The 17,982-nt window shown below is 66.3% G+C and carries 18 protein-coding genes; 10 read left to right on the top strand and 8 right to left on the bottom strand.

Features of this window, described 5'->3' with window-relative positions; genetic code table 11:
- Positions 1-9 precede the first annotated feature (9 nt).
- The 3 genes from AC13FW_RS02005 to AC13FW_RS01995 form a co-directional block, all read right to left on the bottom strand.
- Positions 10-831, bottom strand: a complete 822-nt coding sequence (locus AC13FW_RS02005; protein WP_482988016.1) for a thiol:disulfide interchange protein DsbA/DsbL — start codon at positions 829-831, stop codon at positions 10-12.
- A 131-nt stretch (positions 832-962) separates the two neighbouring features.
- Positions 963-1,610, bottom strand: a complete 648-nt coding sequence (locus AC13FW_RS02000; RefSeq protein WP_296248463.1) for a thiol:disulfide interchange protein DsbA/DsbL — start codon at positions 1,608-1,610, stop codon at positions 963-965.
- A gap of 94 nt (positions 1,611-1,704) precedes the next feature.
- On the bottom strand, positions 1,705-2,490 hold the full coding sequence (locus tag AC13FW_RS01995; protein ID WP_482988015.1) for a c-type cytochrome: 786 nt from the start codon (positions 2,488-2,490) through the stop codon (positions 1,705-1,707).
- A gap of 179 nt (positions 2,491-2,669) precedes the next feature.
- Between AC13FW_RS01995 and yihA the strand changes: the two genes are divergently transcribed.
- The gene (gene yihA, locus AC13FW_RS01990) at positions 2,670-3,311 is read left to right on the top strand and encodes a ribosome biogenesis GTP-binding protein YihA/YsxC (RefSeq protein WP_482988014.1); all 642 of its coding nucleotides are present in this window, start codon (positions 2,670-2,672) and stop codon (positions 3,309-3,311) included.
- Positions 3,312-3,538: 227 nt separating this feature from the next.
- On the opposite strand, the gene AC13FW_RS01985 is transcribed toward yihA, so the two are convergent.
- The 3 genes from AC13FW_RS01985 to AC13FW_RS01975 all read right to left on the bottom strand — a co-directional run bounded on the left by AC13FW_RS01985 (position 3,539) and on the right by AC13FW_RS01975 (position 6,152).
- The gene (locus AC13FW_RS01985; protein ID WP_482988013.1) at positions 3,539-4,516 is read right to left on the bottom strand and encodes an MBL fold metallo-hydrolase; all 978 of its coding nucleotides are present in this window, start codon (positions 4,514-4,516) and stop codon (positions 3,539-3,541) included.
- 100 nt (positions 4,517-4,616) lie between these two features.
- Positions 4,617-5,450: a helix-turn-helix transcriptional regulator gene (locus AC13FW_RS01980; protein ID WP_482988012.1), complete on the bottom strand. Its 834-nt coding sequence runs from the start codon at positions 5,448-5,450 to the stop codon at positions 4,617-4,619.
- Positions 5,451-5,453: 3 nt separating this feature from the next.
- On the bottom strand, positions 5,454-6,152 hold the full coding sequence (locus tag AC13FW_RS01975) for a VIT1/CCC1 transporter family protein (RefSeq protein WP_482988011.1): 699 nt from the start codon (positions 6,150-6,152) through the stop codon (positions 5,454-5,456).
- Between the two features lie 209 nt (positions 6,153-6,361).
- Between AC13FW_RS01975 and AC13FW_RS01970 the strand changes: the two genes are divergently transcribed.
- Positions 6,362-7,726: a glutamate--cysteine ligase gene (locus tag AC13FW_RS01970; RefSeq protein WP_296248451.1), complete on the top strand. Its 1,365-nt coding sequence runs from the start codon at positions 6,362-6,364 to the stop codon at positions 7,724-7,726.
- Positions 7,727-7,766: 40 nt separating this feature from the next.
- On the opposite strand, the gene AC13FW_RS01965 is transcribed toward AC13FW_RS01970, so the two are convergent.
- Positions 7,767-9,224 carry an ATP-binding protein gene (locus tag AC13FW_RS01965; RefSeq protein WP_482988010.1) on the bottom strand — a complete coding sequence of 486 codons (1,458 nt, stop codon included), beginning with the start codon at positions 9,222-9,224 and terminating at the stop codon, positions 7,767-7,769.
- Entirely contained in the window at positions 9,221-9,931 is a 711-nt protein-coding gene (locus AC13FW_RS01960) for a response regulator (protein ID WP_296248447.1), read from the bottom strand. Before AC13FW_RS01960 ends, AC13FW_RS01965 begins: the two co-directional genes overlap by 4 nt.
- Positions 9,932-10,106: 175 nt before the next feature.
- Between AC13FW_RS01960 and AC13FW_RS01955 the strand changes: the two genes are divergently transcribed.
- The 8 genes from AC13FW_RS01955 to AC13FW_RS01920 all read left to right on the top strand — a co-directional run bounded on the left by AC13FW_RS01955 (position 10,107) and on the right by AC13FW_RS01920 (position 17,967).
- On the top strand, positions 10,107-11,117 hold the full coding sequence (locus tag AC13FW_RS01955) for a glycosyltransferase (RefSeq protein ID WP_482988009.1): 1,011 nt from the start codon (positions 10,107-10,109) through the stop codon (positions 11,115-11,117).
- Positions 11,114-12,004 carry a sulfotransferase family protein gene (locus AC13FW_RS01950; protein ID WP_482988008.1) on the top strand — a complete coding sequence of 297 codons (891 nt, stop codon included), beginning with the start codon at positions 11,114-11,116 and terminating at the stop codon, positions 12,002-12,004. The genes AC13FW_RS01955 and AC13FW_RS01950 overlap by 4 nt, the downstream gene beginning before the upstream one ends.
- A 15-nt stretch (positions 12,005-12,019) precedes the next feature.
- Positions 12,020-12,361, top strand: coding sequence for a hypothetical protein (locus AC13FW_RS01945; protein ID WP_482988007.1), 342 nt, complete (start codon positions 12,020-12,022; stop codon positions 12,359-12,361).
- Positions 12,362-12,435: 74 nt separating this feature from the next.
- Positions 12,436-13,074: a glutathione S-transferase family protein gene (locus AC13FW_RS01940; RefSeq protein ID WP_482988006.1), complete on the top strand. Its 639-nt coding sequence runs from the start codon at positions 12,436-12,438 to the stop codon at positions 13,072-13,074.
- A gap of 50 nt (positions 13,075-13,124) precedes the next feature.
- Positions 13,125-13,538, top strand: a complete 414-nt coding sequence (locus AC13FW_RS01935) for a DUF6265 family protein (RefSeq protein WP_482988005.1) — start codon at positions 13,125-13,127, stop codon at positions 13,536-13,538.
- Positions 13,539-13,584: 46 nt separating this feature from the next.
- Positions 13,585-15,180: an AAA family ATPase gene (locus tag AC13FW_RS01930; protein WP_282268025.1), complete on the top strand. Its 1,596-nt coding sequence runs from the start codon at positions 13,585-13,587 to the stop codon at positions 15,178-15,180.
- Position 15,181: 1 nt separating this feature from the next.
- A complete protein-coding gene (locus AC13FW_RS01925) occupies positions 15,182-16,174 on the top strand; it encodes a hypothetical protein (RefSeq protein WP_482988004.1) in 993 nt (330 codons plus the stop codon).
- A complete protein-coding gene (locus tag AC13FW_RS01920) occupies positions 16,135-17,967 on the top strand; it encodes a hypothetical protein (protein ID WP_482988003.1) in 1,833 nt (610 codons plus the stop codon). Before AC13FW_RS01925 ends, AC13FW_RS01920 begins: the two co-directional genes overlap by 40 nt.
- The last annotated feature ends 15 nt before the right edge of the window (positions 17,968-17,982 follow it).

Genomic DNA, 17,982 nt, shown 5'->3' with positions numbered 1-17,982 from the left:
CTTGATACCTCACTTGGCGTTGGCGGCGCGTTCGCGCGCGATAAGGTGGTCGGCAATGCGGAGCATGTCCTCATAGCCCTTGCCCTTGACCAGGTACTTGCCGTTGATGATCAGCGACGGGGTCCCGCCGATCTTGCTGCGCTGGGCGAACTGCTTGCCGCGGTTGACCTTGGCGGCGACGCCGAAGCTGCCCATGGTGTCGGCGAAGGTCTTGGGGTCGACGCCGTACTTGCCGTAGAAGTTGGCGATGTCCTGCACCGAATCGGTGCCGCGCTCGCCCTTCAGGGTCTGCTCGATGTGGATGGCCGAGTACAGCGCGTCGTGGGTCTTTTCCTGCACGCCCAGGGTTTCGGCGGCGTAGAAGGCACGTGCGTAGTTGTCCCAGGTGCCGCCAAAGGCGGCCGGTACGTAGACGAAGTTCACGTCCGAGGGCAGGCCAGCCTTCCACGAGCTGATCAGCGGCTGGAAGCGGGCGCAGGCTGGGCAGACGTAGCCGAAGATCTCGGTGACTTCGACCTTGCCGGTGGCTGGCTGGTACGGCTGGCCACCTTCGATGGCGACATAGTCGGTGCCGGCAACCGGCTCCGGGCCGACCAGGCGGGCCTGCGCCGGGACCGGGGCTGCCGGAGCGGCGTCGGTGGCAGCCGGGGCAGCAGTAGCACCTTCAGGGCTTGCACCTTCAGCGGCCGGGGCCGGGGTGGCGGCTGCCGGAGCGGCCTCGGTTGCGGCCGGGGCTGCCGGAGCGGTGGTATCAGCAGTGCCGTCCTGGGCTTTGCAGGCAACCATCAGCGGCAACAGGGCAGTCAGGGCCAGGGCGAAGCGGATCTTCATCGGGAGGGATCTCCAGCAGAGTGTGTTTGGGGCGCCGGGACAGTGAGACTGCAACCGGCGCGCGCAGGGACGCATTATGTGCGTATTCGGCTGAACAGGTGACCCGGCTCAGCCGGGCTTCAGCGGAGGTTTCAGCGGCGGCTGGCGCCAGTGCGTTCGCGGGCCACCAGGGCACTGGCGATGCGCAGGGTGTCGTCGAACGTCCTGCCCTTGACCAGGTATTTGCCGTTGACGACCAGCATCGGTGTGCCGCTGACCTTGGTCCGCATGGCGAAGGCGCGGGCGTACTTGACCTTGTCATCCACCTGCTGGCTGCGCAGGGCTTCTACAAAGCGCTGCGGCTGCACGCCGTACTGGGCATAGAAGGTTGCCAGTTCGTCGGGCGTGACATTCTGTGCTGGGAGGCTGCCCTGCACATGCAGCGCCTTGAACACGTCGGCATGGCTGCGCTGGCGTACGCCGACCTGTTCGGCGGCATAGAAGGCGCGCGCGTAGGAATCCCAGTAACCGCCAAACGCCGCCGGCACAGGGGTGAAACGCACGTCGGCTGGCTGCTTGGCCACCCATGCCTCCAACTGCGGCTCGAAGTGGGCGCAGTGCGGGCAGGTGTAACCAAACACCTCGACCACTTCGATCTTGCCGGCGAGCGGTGCAAACGGGCCCGGCTCGGCGATGAGCTCATAGTCATCGCCTTCGACCAGCGCGTTCGGGGGGGCGGCACAGGCCGAGAGCGGGGCTATTGCCAGCAGCATCAGCAACAGTCGGGGGAACAACTTCATCGTGGGGAGTCTCCGTTGGAAAAACAGACGCCGACCTTGCGGCCGGCGTGTCTGCGTGAGGCAGTTGCCGGGTCGCCGGGGCGACCGGCGGGTATCAGGGTTGCGCGGCGGCGGTAGCTACCGCGGCATCGTTGGCTCGATCATGCAGGCCTTGGACGTAACTGGCTAGCGCCTGGATCTCCTGTCCGGTCAGCGCGTGGCTGATCTGGGCCATGATCTTGAACTGTGCGGCATCGGCCTCGCCGGTCTGGCCAGACTGGTAGCGCTGCAGACGTTGCGCGACGTAGCCGGCATGTTGGCCGCCGATATGCGGATAGGCTGGGCCCGGGTTGCCTGCGCCGGTCGGACCATGGCAGGCGATGCAGGCCGGGATGTTGCGACTGGCGTCACCGCCACGGTAGAGCTTCTGGCCGACTTCGAAGAACTTCATCCCCTGGTACGGGCCGTCGCTGACCACGGCGTCATCGGCCACACCGGCACCGGACTTCTGGGTGGCGAAGAAGGCGCCGATATCGCGCATGTCCTGCGGGGTAAGCCCTTGTACGAACGGCAGCATCGCGGCGACTGCGCCTTCGGTCCGCTGGCCACTGGCGATCAGGGCTGTTTCCTTGGCGACATAACGCTCGCTCTGCCCGGCCAGACGCGGGTAGATCTCCACGGCGGAGTTGCCGTCGGCGCCGTGGCAGGCCGCACAGGTGGACGCTTTGGCCTCGCCGGCCTTGGCATCACCGGGCTTGGTCTTGCTGAAGTCGATTTCCAGCGAAGCGGTCTGTACAGGCGCATTGTCCGGCACGGCGATGACCGAGCTCTGGGCAAAGGCGACGGCGGCAATTACGGGGACTACCAGTGCTGCAACGGCAAGAACACGAGCATGGCGCATGCTGAAGCTCCGTGTGGACCGGGCCGGGCGGGGCTTTCCGCCGGCATCGCCCGGATTATCAACGGCGTTTTGCGGCACGGTCAACGCAGCAGTGCAGCAAAATCGGCCGGGTCGGTGGTCCCGGGACAGCGGCCAGGCCGACGCGCGGCGTCGCAACATGCGATCCTATGCCTATGCCTATGTCATTGCTCATCGAACGCGCCCGTTACCACCTTTCCGCCCACAATTCCCGGCAGTTGCCGCCGGATCTGGGGGCCGAAGTGGCATTTGCCGGTCGCTCCAACGCCGGCAAGTCCAGCGCGCTCAACGCGCTGACCCGCCAAAATTCACTGGCCCGCGTCTCCAAGACCCCTGGCCGCACCCAGCAGCTGGTGTTCTTCGAGGTAACCCCCGAGGCGCACCTGGTCGATCTGCCCGGTTATGGCTACGCCAAGGTGCCGCTGGACCTGCAGGCGCACTGGCAGGCCTTCATCGACCAGTACTTCCGCACCCGCAATGCCCTCAAGGGCCTGGTGGTGGTGATGGATATCCGTCATCCGCTGAAGGACTACGACCGGCAGATGCTGGGGTATGCAGTACAGCGCGGCCTGCCGGCGCATGCGCTGCTGACCAAGGCCGACAAGCTCGGCCGTGGCCAGCAGATGCAGACCCTGCAGAAGGTGCGCAAGGAACTGCACTCGGTTTTCGGTGACACGGTCAGCGTGCAGACCTTCTCCGGCGAATCGCGCCAGGGCGTGGACGAAGCGCGCGGCATCATCGGTGGCTGGCTGGGCCTGAACCCGCCGGCAGCTGACGGTGCAGGTGATGCAGGAGTGGCATAAGCCTTGTAGGAGCGGCGTAAGCCGCGAAGCCGATGGTCTGTCAGCCTCCACCGCACAACAAACGCCGCCTTGTAGGGCGGCGTTTTTGTTTTTTGGTTGTTGCGGGAGCGAAGGCCAGAGCAAGAGCTGCCCTCACCCCTACCCCTCTCCCGTAAACGGGAGAGGGGGCAGCAAAAGCAACAGCAGCGGCAACAGCACCGGCAACAGCCACAGCCACAGCCACAGCATCACTTCAGCGGAGAGAACTCACCCGGTACCCACGCAAACGCCTCAGCTGCGCGACGCACATGGCCGAGACCCGGGAACGGCAGGTGCGCACCGGCGACCCACCAGCCCTGGTCGGATGCTTCGGCCATCAGCCGGCGGCGGCTGGCAATGGCGGCGGTGCGGTCGCTGTCGGCCTCGAAGGCGGCGTCCGGGCGGGCGAACTGCACCGCATGGAAATGCACGATGTCGCCCCACACCAGCAGCTGTTGGCCGCTGCCACCCTCAATCAGGTACGAGACATGGCCGGGGGTATGGCCGTGGCTGTCCAGCGCGGCGATTCCTGCCGGCAGGGGCTCACCCGGACCGAACCGGTGCAACTTGCCGGCGGCCACATAAGGCGCCACCGCATTGCGGGCCAGGCCAAACGCGAACCGCAGCGGTTGCGGGGCAGTGGTTTCGCTGGCCGGATCGAGCCAATAGGCGGCATCGGCCTGCGACAGCCACACCGTGGCTTTCGGGAAGGCCGGCTGGCCCTGTGCATCGAGCAGGCCGCACATATGGTCCGGATGGGCGTGGGTCAGCAGCACGTCATCGACATCGGCCGGGTCGTAGCCGGCGGCGCGCAGGTTGCCCAGCACCTGGCCCAGGCCGATATCAGCGCCGAAGCATTGTGCAGTGCCGGTATCGATCAGGCTCAGATGATCGCCGCGTTGTACCAGATAGGCGTTGACCGCAGTCTGCAGGCCTTTGCCATCCTCCGGTACATAGCCATGCTCCAGCAGGCGGGTGACCGCGCCGGGATCAATGCCGACCAGTTCCTGGCGGCCCAGTGCCACTGCGCCGTCAAACAAGGCGGTTACCTGCAGGTCGCCGATCTGCTGGTGATAGACACCGGCAACCTGCTGCTGCACGACATGCGTGCTGCGCGCCTGCGCGGTGCAACTGACGGCGAGGATCAGCAAGGCAGCGGCGATACGGTGTCGGGGGCGGATGCGCATGGGGGTTCCTGCAGATACGGCTGTGCCGCGGGAACTCAATGCTGCGCTGGAGTGCCGCCGCGTTTCGCTCACAATGCTGCGCGAAACGCTCGCATCACGATCAGCTGTTGCCGATTGCCGCAGGCTCCAGGCCGTAGCGCGCGGCGAAGCGCTTGTTGAAGCTGCCCAGTGAGCGATAACCGGCGCGCGCTGCCACGGTCTTCAGCGGCAGGCGGGTGGTGTAGAGCAACTGCATGGCATGCGCCAGTCGCGCATCGGCTACCAGCTCGCGCACGCTGAGTTGTTCGCCGGCCAGGCGCCGCCGCAACGTGGCACCACTGATGCCCAGGTGCGATTCGAAATCACGGGACTGCCACTCGCGTTCCGGCTGCGCGGCGACCAGATCGCGGATGCGATCGCCCAGGCCGGGCTCGGGCGCGGCGAGCAGGCTGCCATGGCCACGACGGCAGAAGGCCACCACCAGTGCGGCCAGGGCAAGTCGCGCCTCGGTGTATTGGCCGTCCTGCAATGCCTGCCGCCATTGCAGCAGGGCCGCACCGTGTTCGGCCAGCGACAGACATGCCAGCGCATTGCCGGCATCGGGCAGGGCGTCGCTCCACAAGGCGCGCGCTGCAGCCAGCACTTCCGGGCATAGCGGCACGATGGCACTCAGATACAGGCCACTGTGCGGATCGGGAATATTGACCACGTCGATGCGGCTGCGGCGGGTGATCAGGAACAGATCACCCGGGCCGAATTCCAGCGACTGCTGCGCGGTACGGACCTGCTTGCGGCCCTGCAGCAGGATGGCGAACTGTGGCTGCGGAATGTCCACCGAGCTTGCGCCGTGCTCGCGACGCGCGGTGATGCAGGCGTAGCCTTCGGCACGCTCGCAATCGACCAGGGAGGACAGCTGGGCCAGCAAGTTGAGTGTGGGATCGGCTTCGGTAGTCATCGCTTACACGGTGATCTGGAACAGGTGGCCGATGGCTGCGGCTGCGGCCATTGCCAATGCGCCCCAGAACACTACCCGCAACGCGCCGCGCAGCACGGGGGCGCCGCCGGCGCGCGCGGCCAGTGCGCCGGTGATGCACAGCCCGACCAGGGTGGCGGCGGTGGTCACCTGCGCTACCAGCGCATGCGGGGTCAGCAGCGCGGTCAGTACCGGCAGCGCCGCGCCGACGATGAAGGCGCTGGCTGACGCTGCCGCCGCCTGCAGCGGGCGGGCGCGCAGTTCCTCGGTGATGCCCAGCTCATCGCGCGCATGCGCGGCGAGGGCGTCGTGGGCGGTCAGCTGCTCGGCAACCTGCTGGGCCAGTTCGGGGCTGAGCCCGCGGCGGCGGTAGATGCCGGCCAGCTCCTGCAGCTCGCTGTGCGGGTCTTCGTGCAGCTCGCGTCGCTCCATGGCCAGATCGGCATGTTCTGCGTCGGCCTGGGACATCACCGAGACATATTCGCCAGCCGCCATCGACATGGCGCCAGCCACGGTGCCGGCGATGCCGGTGGCCAGGATCGCCGAGGCGCTGGCGCCGCCTGCGGCCACGCCGACAACGAGGCCGGCGACCGAGACGATGCCGTCGTTCGCGCCCAGCACGGCGGCACGCAACCAGCCGACGCGGTCCGAACGGTGGGTTTCACGATGATGGGTGCGACTCATGCCTACAGTGTAGGACGAGTGCCCAGTCAGCCGCGGAATGACTCGCAGCCGCAGCCGCAGCGCCAGCGGCGGTCAAGTCTGCTTTTATAGGACGCTGAAAACCGCTGCCGTGACACGATGGCAATGTGCGCCACGATATAGTGCGCCCTTGCGATGGCGGGGGCTGGCCCCCACCTTCCCGCCCTGACCAGAATTCTGCGAGCCTGCCCTTGTCGAGCCCGAGCCACGTCGCTGACACACCCATCACCCACCGCGACCAGTTGGTCCAGAGCATCGCGGCGGGTGAAAAACCCAAGTCGCAATGGCGGATCGGCACCGAGCACGAGAAGTTCGGGTTCCGTCTGGACGACCTGCGCCCGCCTACCTTTGAAGGCGAGCGCGGCATCAATGCGGTGCTCGATGGGCTGACCCGCTTCGGCTGGGAGCCGGTGCAGGAGAACGGCAATACCATCGCGCTGCTGCGTGACGGTGCCTCGGTGAGCCTGGAGCCTGCCGGGCAGCTGGAGCTGTCCGGCGCCGCATTGGAAACCCTGCATGAGACCTGCGTGGAGACCGGCAGCCACCTCAATGAAGTCGCACAGGTGGCCAGTGAGCTGCAGCTTGGCTTCCTCGGCATGGGCTTCCAGCCCAAGTGGGCACGTGCGGACATGCCGTGGATGCCCAAGGGCCGCTACCAGATCATGAAAAGCTATATGCCCAAGGTCGGTTCGCTCGGCCTGGACATGATGACCCGCACCTGCACCACCCAGGTCAACCTGGATTACGCCAGTGAAGCGGACATGGTGAAGAAGTTCCGCGTGTCATTGGCGTTGCAGCCGATCGCCACCGCGCTGTTCGCCGATTCGCCGTTCACCGAAGGCAAGCCCAACGGCTATCTCAGCTACCGCTCGCATATCTGGACTGACACCGATCCGGACCGCACCGGCATGCTCGATTTCGTGTTCGAGGATGGGTTCGGCTACGAGCGCTACGTCGACTATCTGTTGGACGTCCCAATGTACTTCTCTTACCGCGACGGCATCTACCACGATGCCAGCGGACAGAGCTTCCGTGATTTCCTGCAGGGCAGGTTGCCGGTGTTGCCGGGCGCGTTGCCGACCCTGCGTGACTGGTCGGATCACACCACGACCGCCTTCCCGGAAGTACGACTGAAGAAGTATCTGGAAATGCGCGGCGCCGACAGCGGCCCGTGGAGCCGCATCTGCGCGCTGCCGGCGTTCTGGGTTGGCTTGTTGTATGACGAGACCGCGTTGAATGCAGCCTGGGACCTGGTCAAGGACTTCAGCCTGGCCGAACGCAACGTGCTGCGCGATGGCGTGCCCAGGCAGGCGATGAACCTGCCGTTCCGCAATGGCACGGTGCGTGACCTTGCACGCGAAGCCCTGGCGATTTCGCGCGATGGCCTGCGCCGTCGTGCCGCGCTCAATGCCGATGGTCAGGATGAAACGCGCTTCCTGGATGTGCTGCAGGAGATCGTGGATTCGGGCAAGACCGCGGCCGAGCGCAAGCTGGAGCTGTTCCATGGACGCTGGAATGGCAGCGTCGATCCCTTGTTCGGCGAGTTCGCCTATTGAGTCCGCGCGTGCAACCTGATCGGGTATCGGGTTGCTGCGTTCAAGCAAGCGCGCCTTGATCAGCAGGCAGGCACGGCAGCGTCATCAATGCACGAAGGCCGCCTTCGCTGCGGTTGTGCAGGCGCAAGCTGCCGCCGTGGTCCAGCACCACGCCATGTGCCACGGACAGGCCCAGGCCGATGCCGCCGGTATCGCGGTTGCGTGATTCGTCACCGCGCGCGAACGGCAGGAACAATTCGTTCTCGCGCGCGGGATCGATGCCGGGGCCGTCGTCATCCACCTCAAGCACGACATTGCCGTTGTCGCGGTAGAGCTGCAGCCGCGCGCTGCCGGCGTACTTGAGCGCGTTGTCGATCAGGTTGGATACCGCACGCCGCAGTGCCAACGGATCGCCCAACAGGACCGCCGGCTCGGCGGCAGTGAGCATCACGTCCTGGCCGGTATCCGCCAGGTCGCCGACCGCGCTTTCCACCAGGCTGGCGAAATCGAGGCGGTCGCGTGGGCCCGGTTGCGATTGGCCGTGCAGGAAGTCCAGCGCAGCGGTGATCATCCGGCTCATCTCGTCGATGTCGGCGCTGGCCTTGTCGCGTGCTTCCGCTGGTAGTGCCTGCAGGCGGAATGACAGCCGCGCCAGCGGTGTGCGCAGGTCATGGGCGATCGCGCCGATGGTGCGGGTGCGCTCGTCCAGCAAGCGGTTGATGCGGGCCTGCATGGTGTTGAACGAATCCGCCGCGCGCGCCAGTTCGGCCGGACCGCTGCGGTCCAGTGGCGCAGCACCGGGATGGCTGCCGAGGCGATCCGCAGCTTGGGCGAAGCGGCGTATGGGTGCGGACAAGGCGCGCGAAAACCACCATGCCAGCGGCAGCATCGCCACTGCGCCACACAGGAACAACAGGCCGACCTGGCGAGCGACGCTGGGCAATGGTCCGGGCATGCGGTGTACAACGCTGCGCCAATGGCCATCGGCTTTGCGTGTGGCGGCAACGAAGTTGCCGAACAGCGGTGCATTGGCGGGGAAGCCGTCATCGCCAGGCGGCATCGCATCGCGCTTGGGTGGCGGGCGCCGCACAGCTGGTGGTACGGCAGGTCCTGTTCCCGCTTCGCCAACGGCTGTTGGCTCAAACGCTGCCGCTCGGTCGGGGCCGGCGGGACGCTGGTGAAACGCGCTGCCGGGACCCAGCCCGGGCATGCGCATGCCGTTGCAGTAGCTCACCTGGTCCTCGGGTACCCCCAGCCAGCGAGCCAGGCGCATCCGCATGAAGGGGTCCTGGCGATGGCCTTCCGGGCAGGCCGGTCGCTCGCTGCTGTCGGAGACGGTCAGCCGGCCATTGGTCGATGGCAGCTCGCTGGACAGCAGCGCTACCACTTCCGACAGTGGTATGTCGGCCGGGCGCCGCGGGGGCATGGTCAACAACAGTGCGATGCCCAAGGCCAATGCCACCAGCAATGCGCCCAGCAGCAACAGGAAGGTGCGCGCGAAGATCGGCAGCGCCTTCACAGGCGGCGCACCGTGGGCAGCAGCAGATAGCCTTCGTTGCGAACGGTGCGGATCAGCTCCGGATGGCCGCGGTCATTCAACTTGCGGCGCAGGCGGCTGATCTGGCTGTCGATGGCGCGGTCGTAGACGTCACTGCCGCGGTTGCGGGCGTTGTCCAGCAACTGGTCGCGGCTCAACACCCATTGTGGATGCTCGACGAAGGCGCGCAGCAGGGTGAATTCGCTGTCCGACAAGGTGACGTAGACACCATCGGGATCGCGCAGGTCACGCCGCAGCGCATCCAGTCGCCAGCCGCCGAATTCGTAGACCGGGTGAGGACTTTGGGTCTGTTCGGCATCGGCCTGCGTACGACGCAGGCGGGCGCGGATGCGCGCCAGCAGCTCGCGTGGATTGCAGGGTTTCGACAGATAGTCGTCGGCGCCCACTTCCAGGCCGATGATGCGGTCGGTGTCGCTGCCCAGTGCGCTGAGCATGATCACCGGCGGCGCGTTGCGTTCGCCGACCAGTTGGCGCATCGCGCTGAGGCCGTCTTCGCCGGGCATCATCACGTCCAGCACCACCAGGTCGGGGCGGTGGCTGTTCATGGCCAGGCGCATCTGTGCTGCGCTGTCGGCGGTGGCTACGCTGTAACCGTGCTGGCCGAGGAAGTCAGCTATCAGGTTGCGCAGATCGGGATCGTCGTCGACCACCAGGAGATGGGTGGGCATGGGCTTCCTTTCGCTGCGACCGTGCTGGGGGACTCCGCATCCGGGGCCGCGCGACGCATCATAGCGCGCCAATTTGTCAATGTTTGTCAGTGCCCGGCGGCCCGTCGCCCGGTTCAGCATCCGGCGGTGAAGACGGCTGCCTAGAGTGCGCCATCCCATTCTGGCGCACTCCACGATGACAGTCCCACGCGTTCGTTTGATCAGCCGCGAAAACGGTGTTGGCCTGAGCCGTGACCTGGATCTGATGCAGCGCTTGTTGGCGCCACGATTTGCCACCGAGCGGGTGGGATTCGGCAGTACCGGGCGTACCCGCGCGCAGGTGGCCGGTCTGTGGGGGCGCCGCCTGTTGCAGGGGCGGGTGCCGCTGCAGATCTTTTCCGAGCGGGTTTACCCGCGCTGCCTGCCATTGGCGGAGCGCAATTTCCTCCTGCCCAACCCGGAGTGGTTCCTGCCGCGTTGGCACCCGAGCCTGGCCAGGTTTGATGCGGTGCTGTGCAAGACCCGTCACGCCGAGCGCATCTTCGCCGGATTGGGTTGCATCACCCGATACATCGGCTTCACCAGTGAGGACCGCCTGCTTCCCGATGTGCCGCGGCAGCGGGTGTTCTTCCATCTGGCCGGGCGCAGCAGCGCCAAGGGCACGCGGGTGTTGCTGGATACCTGGCGCAGGCATCCGCAGTGGCCGCTGCTGATCGTGGTGCAGAATCCGCGCACCGCTGGCGAGCGGGTGATCGCGGACAACATCGACCATCGCATCGCGGTGCTCGATGAGGCGGAACTACGCAGGTTGCAGAACCAATGCCTGTTCCATATCTGCCCCTCCGAGACCGAAGGCTACGGTCACTACCTGATGGAAGCCTTGAGCGTGGGTGCGGTGACGCTGACCACCGACGGTGAACCAATGAATGAGCTGGTCACTGCGCAGCGCGGGCTGCTGATGCTGCCGGCACAGGCAATCAAACGTGACCTTGCATGGCGCTATTACATCGATCCGGCCGGCATCGAACTCGCGGTGACACGCGCGTTGCGGCTTTCCGACGCTGCGTTGGACGCCATGTCGCGGCAGGCGCGGGAGCACTTCGTGGACAACCAGGAGGCCTTCATCCATCGCTTCCAGCGCGTGGTCACGGAAGGACTGCCATTGCAGCGGCGGTCCATGCCGGCGCTGTTGCGGGTGAAGGAATGAACGCTGCCATCGGCCAGGTATTCCTGGTGGGGTGCCCGCGCTCGGGAACCACCTTGCTGCAGCGCTTGCTGAGCACGCATCCGAATATCGTCTCGTTGCCGGAAACGCACTTCCTGCAGCGTCTGCTGCGCTACGGCGACCGCCATCGCGAATCAGTTCGGGCGTGGCGCTGGAAACAGCTGCATGGCATGCGGCATGCGCTGCAGGCCTGGCTGGGATGGGTTCCGCGTGCACAGGTCCGGCGTGCCTGGGCTGGCGTTCCCGAACTGGCAGCTGCATCGCCATCGGCGTTCGCCCCGGTCGGCGCGCAGCTGCAGGCGTTTGCAGGTGCGATGGCGGCGCACTGCGATGGCTCCGGCGGACAACTCTGGTTGGAGAAAACGCCAGACCACCTGTTCTATCTGCGCTCGATCAGCAGGCACCTGCCGGATGCACGGGTGATCCACCTGCTGCGCGATGGCGAGGAAGTGGTGGCATCGCTGCATGCCGCTGCCGCGCGCTATCGGCCCTGGCATGTATACGCCGATGTCGATCGTGCGATCGATCGCTGGAATCGAGCCGTCGTTGAAAGCGGGGCGTGGTTGCATGACCGGCGCCATCTCTGGGTGCGCTACGAACAGCTCATCGCGCAACCGCAGCAGGAACTGGCGCGGATATTTGCGTTCCTCGGTTGCGATGTCGTCGATTGCGCGACGGCAGGATCCGCTGATCTGAGCGTTCTGGTTCGCAGCGATGAACCCTGGAAACAGGGTGCGGGCGAGGCGTTGCATGATCGCCGCAAATTCCAGCTTTGCTTCGATGCCGCACGACGCGCGTATATCCGTGCGCGCCTGATCCCGTTGTCCGACGACCTGCTCGCCGCGATGCGGCGCCCTTTTCCCCATTGAACCCAGAGCATTCCCATGCGCTTGTCATTGCAGAAATTCACACCCTTCGCAGCCTCGCTGCTGGTGTTGTCGCTTGCCGGCTGCGGCGCGTTTGGACGCTGCCAGGATGGCCCGCCGCCTGGCCCGCATCGTGGTGGACCCGGTGGCCCGCCGCCGCCTTCGCTGCCACGTGATCCGGCATTCACCAAGGCATTTGACGCCTGCCTGGCCGAGCAGGCAGGTAGCCCTGCGGCCGAGGCAGCGGAGCAGGGCGATTCGGAACGGCCCAGGCTCGACCGGCAAGCCATGGACGCCTGCCTGAAGGGCAAGGGCGTGCAGCCACCAGCACCACCGCCGCGTCCACGCGAACACCGCTGAGCGCTGCACCTTCCCCTGTCCCGGTGCTGGGGCGCAGTTGCTAGACTGCCGCCTCATCCTCCGGAGGCAGGCGCATGGGCAGCACGACAGAAGAGATCGTCTTCTATACCAACCCGATGTCACGCGGGCGCATCGTGCGCTGGATGCTGGAGGAGTTGGGCCAGCCGTATCGCACCGAGGTGCTGGAATACGGACAGAGCATGAAAGGCCCGGAGTTCCTGGCCATCAACCCGATGGGCAAGGTGCCGACCATCGTGCATCGTGGCGTGGTGGTGACCGAGGCTGCAGCGATCTGCGCCTATCTGGCCGATGCGTTTCCCGCTGCAGGACTGGCACCCGCCTTGGATGATCCGCTGCGTGGCAGCTACCTGCGCTGGCTGTTCTTCGCTGCCGGGCCGGTGGAGGCAGTAGTCAGTGCCAAGGCGCTGGGCCTGCTTGCACCGCTGGAGAAGGCCGGCACGGTCGGCTACGGCAGCTTCGAGCAGACCATCGATACCCTGGAGCAGCTGGCCGCATCGGCGTCGCCGTGGCTGCTTGGCGAGCGCTTCAGTGCGGCCGATGTCTATGTTGGCAGCCAGATCCTGTGGGGACAGATGTTCAAGAGCATGCCAGCGCGTGATGCGTTCGCTGCGTATGGCGAACACCTGCGTGCCCGCCCGGCCTGGCAGCGGGCAAGCGCCCTGGATGATGCGCTGATCCCGCCGCGCGGCTGATGCGCAGGTCCTTGCTCTGCTTGGTCCTGCTGGTCGGTGCAGCCAGTGCCGTGACCACAGCTGCGGCGGAGCTGGCCTCGCTGGATTGGCTGCTGGGCAACTGGCAGCGCACCGGCATGGCAGCCGGTACGAGCGGCGCTGAGCAATGGCGTCGGCAGGCGGATGTTCTCGAAGGCGAGGGCCGCAGCTATCGGCAAGGCGAACTGCAATTCCAGGAACGTCTGCGCATCATCGATGCAGGCGGGCAGCTGTACTACGTCGCCGATGTTGCCGGGAATCCCGCGCCGGTCAGGTTCGCACTGGTGGAGCAGGGGGCGCAGTCGGTGGTGTTCGAAAACCTCCGGCATGACTTCCCGCAGCGGATCGCCTACCAGCGCAACGGCCGGCAGCTGACAGCCACTGTCTCCGCTGGCGAACGTGTGCAGGTGTTCGAGTTCGAGCAGGCCGCGCAACCGACTGACTGAGCGACGGCCGACGTCACGGCCCCCACGTTAGAATCCGGGTTCCGTGATGAAGGGACGCCCGGTGTCGCCATTCAACCTGTTCCAGCGCCTGTCGCAGGCGCCAACCAACCCGAAGGCCGAGCCGGTGGCGCGGACCTTCGATGTGGCCGAACTGTATGAAGGACCGGTGCAGCTGGCCGATGCCGCCGATGCCGCGCCGCTGGCGCTGGACGAGAAGCTGCGCCAGGCCTACTTCTGGATCGTCAACAACGCCATCATCAGCCCGCATTACGACATCGAGTACCACGCCGGTCCGTCGGCCAGCTTCAATGTTGGTGATACCCGCCGCCAGCTGACCTTGCCATCGGCGCAGAGCTATTCCAGTTACGTGCTGCTGCCGCTGCTGACCTTCGCCACCCGCCGCAAATGCCTGTTCGTCGGCGGCCCCGGCCGGGGCAAGACCGCCAGTGCGATCCTGATGGGCGTGCTTGCCGGTTACCCGGTGCGCGAGGTGCGTCGCGCCATGCAGCACGGCCACCCGCAGATGACCATCGCCGACCTGCTCGGCAATCCATTGCCGGCCGATCTGGTCGCCGCGCAGGACATGTCGCAGATCCGCATCGCGTGGCGCAGCTGGTTGGGCATGCGGGTCAAGATCATCGACGAGTACAACCGCATCCCCACCCGCACCCAGAGCGCGCTGCTGACGGTGATGGGGGACAACTACGCCGAAGTGCTCAACCAGGTCTACGAATGCCCCGAGTCGGCGTGGTACCTCACCGCCAATGACGACCGTGGTGGCGGCACCTACCAGGTGATCGAGGCGCTGCGCGACCGTATCGACGTGGTGGTGCAGGCGCTGGCCTTCAATCCGCGCTTCCTCGAGGAGATGCTGCTGCGCATCGAGCAGAACATCCGTCCGGAAGAAGTGGTGCCGCGCGAGATCATCTTCAGCGAAGAAGAAGGCGACCTGATGCTGCAGCAGATCCGCGCGGTGGACGTGCCGCAGGACGTGCGCAGGCGCATTGAGTTCTTCAGCAGCCAGTTCGAGTTGATGGAAACCGCGGGTGCACAGTTCGAATACCTGACCAAGGACACCGTGCGCTTGGCTGGTGTTGACTGGGCCCAGGCCATCGCCGCCGATTCCGGCCGTGATCGCATGAAGGACCTGGGTTGCCAGACCCGCAATGGTTTGTCGGTACGCAACCTGATGACCTTGCTGATGTTCGCCAAGGCATTGGCGTGGTTCCGTGGCAATGCCGCGGTCGCGCTGGACGACGTGCGCCAGGTGTTGCCGTTCGTGCTCAACGACAAGCTGCAACCCGATTTGGACGCGCCGTTCTTCGCGCTGCCGGAAAACGCCGCTTACCGCAGCGACCGGCTCAGCTGGCTGCGCTGGTTGCTGGACAGCTCCAATGCCGAGTACGACCGCCTGGACCTGGATCGCAATGATCCGGTCGGCGAGCTGTCCGCGCAGTTCGCGCGCGGCCTGGATGGTGTCAGTGAGCGCGAGACGCGTGCGCGTCTCACGCGCATCGAACGGCTGGTGGAGGAGCGGGTGAAGGGCCGCAAGCTCTACGGTCATCTGTACGACGACCTGCTCAAGCTCAAGTACCTGCACCAGCGCTATACCAATTACCTGCATTGGCAGCAGGCGCGCTGAGGTGCTGTCACCCGCACTGACCGGCCTGCTGGCATCGCGCCGCAGCCTGCTCAATCAGCAGGTTGCCGAAGCGAGGCGACGCTGGCCCACTCTGGATACCGCGGCGTTCTCGGTCTTTGTCGCGCAGACGCTGGACCCTTTGTGCCTGGCGATTGCCGCAGTGGATGAAGCCGCGATGCCGGCGGCCACCGAGGTGGCCTTCGAGCTGGGCCTGGAACTGGTGGCACAGGGACTCGCGGGACCGGCAGCTCGGCTGCCGTGGGTAGATGCCGCGTGGCAGCAACTGGCAGCACCTGCCGCACCACTGATCGCAGCTGCGCCGCTGGAGACGCTGGGCGCACTCAGCAATGCGGTCGTGCGCATGCACGAGGTGCCGGGCGTGCGCATTGACGCATGGCTGCAGCGCATGGCCGCATTGGCCCCGCGTTGCGACAGCACGGCGGCCTTGCGCAGCGTCGGCGCACTGTGTGCATGGCAGGCCGGCATGGCGCATCTGCGCGTGGCGGCGTTGGCGCAGGCCGGCGGTCTGCCTGCCGGATTGGCCGCAGAGGCTTTGGGCGTCGACGGCGCGCAGTGGCCGTCGCTGCGCAGCCAGCTCGGCAGCGAGCGTTGGTGGCACCCGCGGGGTGCAGCGGCAAGCGTGCAGGGGCAGACGGTGGGCGGCTTCACCGGGCTGGGCGGCCCATTCGCCGCGCCGCCGGAGCTGTGCGCCAGCGCGGAAGGTTTCATCGCACGTAGCGGCGACCGCCATTACCTGCTGATTGCCGATGCCTTCGGTGGTGTGGTGTTGCCAGCCAGTGCGGCAGAGTTTGCCGCCGCGCGGGTCACGCCGGCCACGCAGCTTTCAATCGACAGCCAGGGCGCGCGTATTGGCACGACCAACATCGTTTACGCCGCCCCAGCTGATGGCCTTGCGGCGGTGGCTGGACCGGCCGGCATCGCCCTGTATTCGCCGTGGTCGCACCACGTGCGCCTGCTGCCGGGCGTGGCATGAGCAGCGTCGAGCAGGAAAGCCTGCTGGCCCACTGGCGCGCCGCCTGGCCGGTGGCGCTGGCCGACTGGAGTCGTTTCACCCGCTTGCAGGATCCACGCCTGTGCGCCAGCAGCGTCGAGGCGGCGAAGGAGGGCCTGACCGGCAGCTTCGCGATGATCCGCCTGGCCGACCAGCGGGTGGTGATCGATCTGCCACAGGTGCAGCGCTTGGGGCTGCAGGATCACGCCCGCGAAATCCTCGCCCACGAGATCGGCCATCACGTGCTGGCACCTGCGACTGCAACGGATCACGCGCGGCTGCTGGCGCGTATCCATCGCGCATTGCCGACATTGGAAGCGCACGCGCCGATGGTCGCCAACCTCTATACCGACCTGCTGATCAACGATCGCTTGCAACGCCAATGTGGCCTGCGCATGGCCGACATCTACCGGCGTCTTGCCACCGGCGCCAGCGGCAGTTCGCCGCTGTGGCAGCTGTACATGGGCATCTACGAGCAACTGTGGCAGCAGCCCGCCGGCAGCCTCGGCGGGCCAGCGCTCGAAGCTGCAGGCCTGCGCGGCGATGCGTGGCTGGGCGCACGGGTGATCCGCACCTATGCCGGCGAGTGGATGGAAGGTGCCAGCCGTTTCAGTGCCTTGCTGCTGCCGCACTTGCTGGAGACGATCAGTGACGCGCGCGTCGACGCGCTGATGGATACCCGCCATGCCGGGCGCGGTAGTCAACCGGCGGGACTGGACCGGCTGGAAGAAGACGAACTTGCACCGGTGCTGCATCCGGCGCTCGATCCGCGCATCACTGGCGAGGAAGATGCTGGCGCAGCAGACGTGGTGGCGGAGGATGCATTGCCACAGAACGCATTGCCGGCCCGCGCGCCCGGCTACGGCCAGACCCGCGAGCCGTTCGAGTACGGTGAAATCCTGCGCGCGGCCGGACTGGACATGGACCCACAGCAATTCGCGGTGCGCTATTACCGCGAGCGTGCCTTGCCGCACCTGATCCGCTTCCCGGTGAGCCCTCAGCCGCAGGCACAGGAACTCGAACTTGAAGGGCTGGAGCCTTGGGAGCCTGGCGATCCGCTGGATGCGGTGGATTGGCTGCAGACCTTGATGCAGTCGCCCACCGTGGTGCCGGGCGTGACCACGGTGCAGCGGGTAATGGGGCCGGCGCCGGGCAATGAGCAGGCCAACGAACCGATTGATCTGGACCTGTACGTGGACAGCTCCGGCTCCATGCCCGATCCGCAGCAGGACACCTCATGGCTGACCTTGGCCGGTGCGGTGATCGCGTTGTCGGCATTGCGCGCGGGCGCGCGCGTGCAGGCCACCTTGTGGAGCGGCAAGCAGCAATGCCTGCACACCGATGGTTTCGTGCGCAGCGAGGACGACATCCTCAAGGTGCTGGTGGGTTACTTCGGTGGCGCAACGGCTTTCCCCATCCATCGCCTGCGCAGCACCTACGCGCAGCGGCCGGCGGCTGCGCGTGCCGTGCATATCCTGCATATCTCCGATGACGGCATCACCACCATGTTCGAGCAGGACGAGCGCGGTAACAGCGGCTGGGACGTCGCCGCGCAGGCGCTGCGTGCGGGCCGGGCTGGCGGCACCATGGCGCTCAATCTCTATAGTCCGTTGCCGGCAAGCCTGGTCGGCGCCAAAGGCTGGACCGCGGACCTGCTGCGCGCACGCGAGCAGGGCTGGGATATCCACGTCGTGCGTGACATGACCGATCTGCTGGCCTTCGCACGTGAGTTCAGCCAACGCCATTACCAGTCGCTGGACGGCGCAGGCCGATGAAGAACACCTTACGGA

The organism is Stenotrophomonas sp. 21LCFQ19 (assembly GCF_056861425.1).
This window is presented reverse-complemented; position numbering and strand designations above follow the sequence as displayed.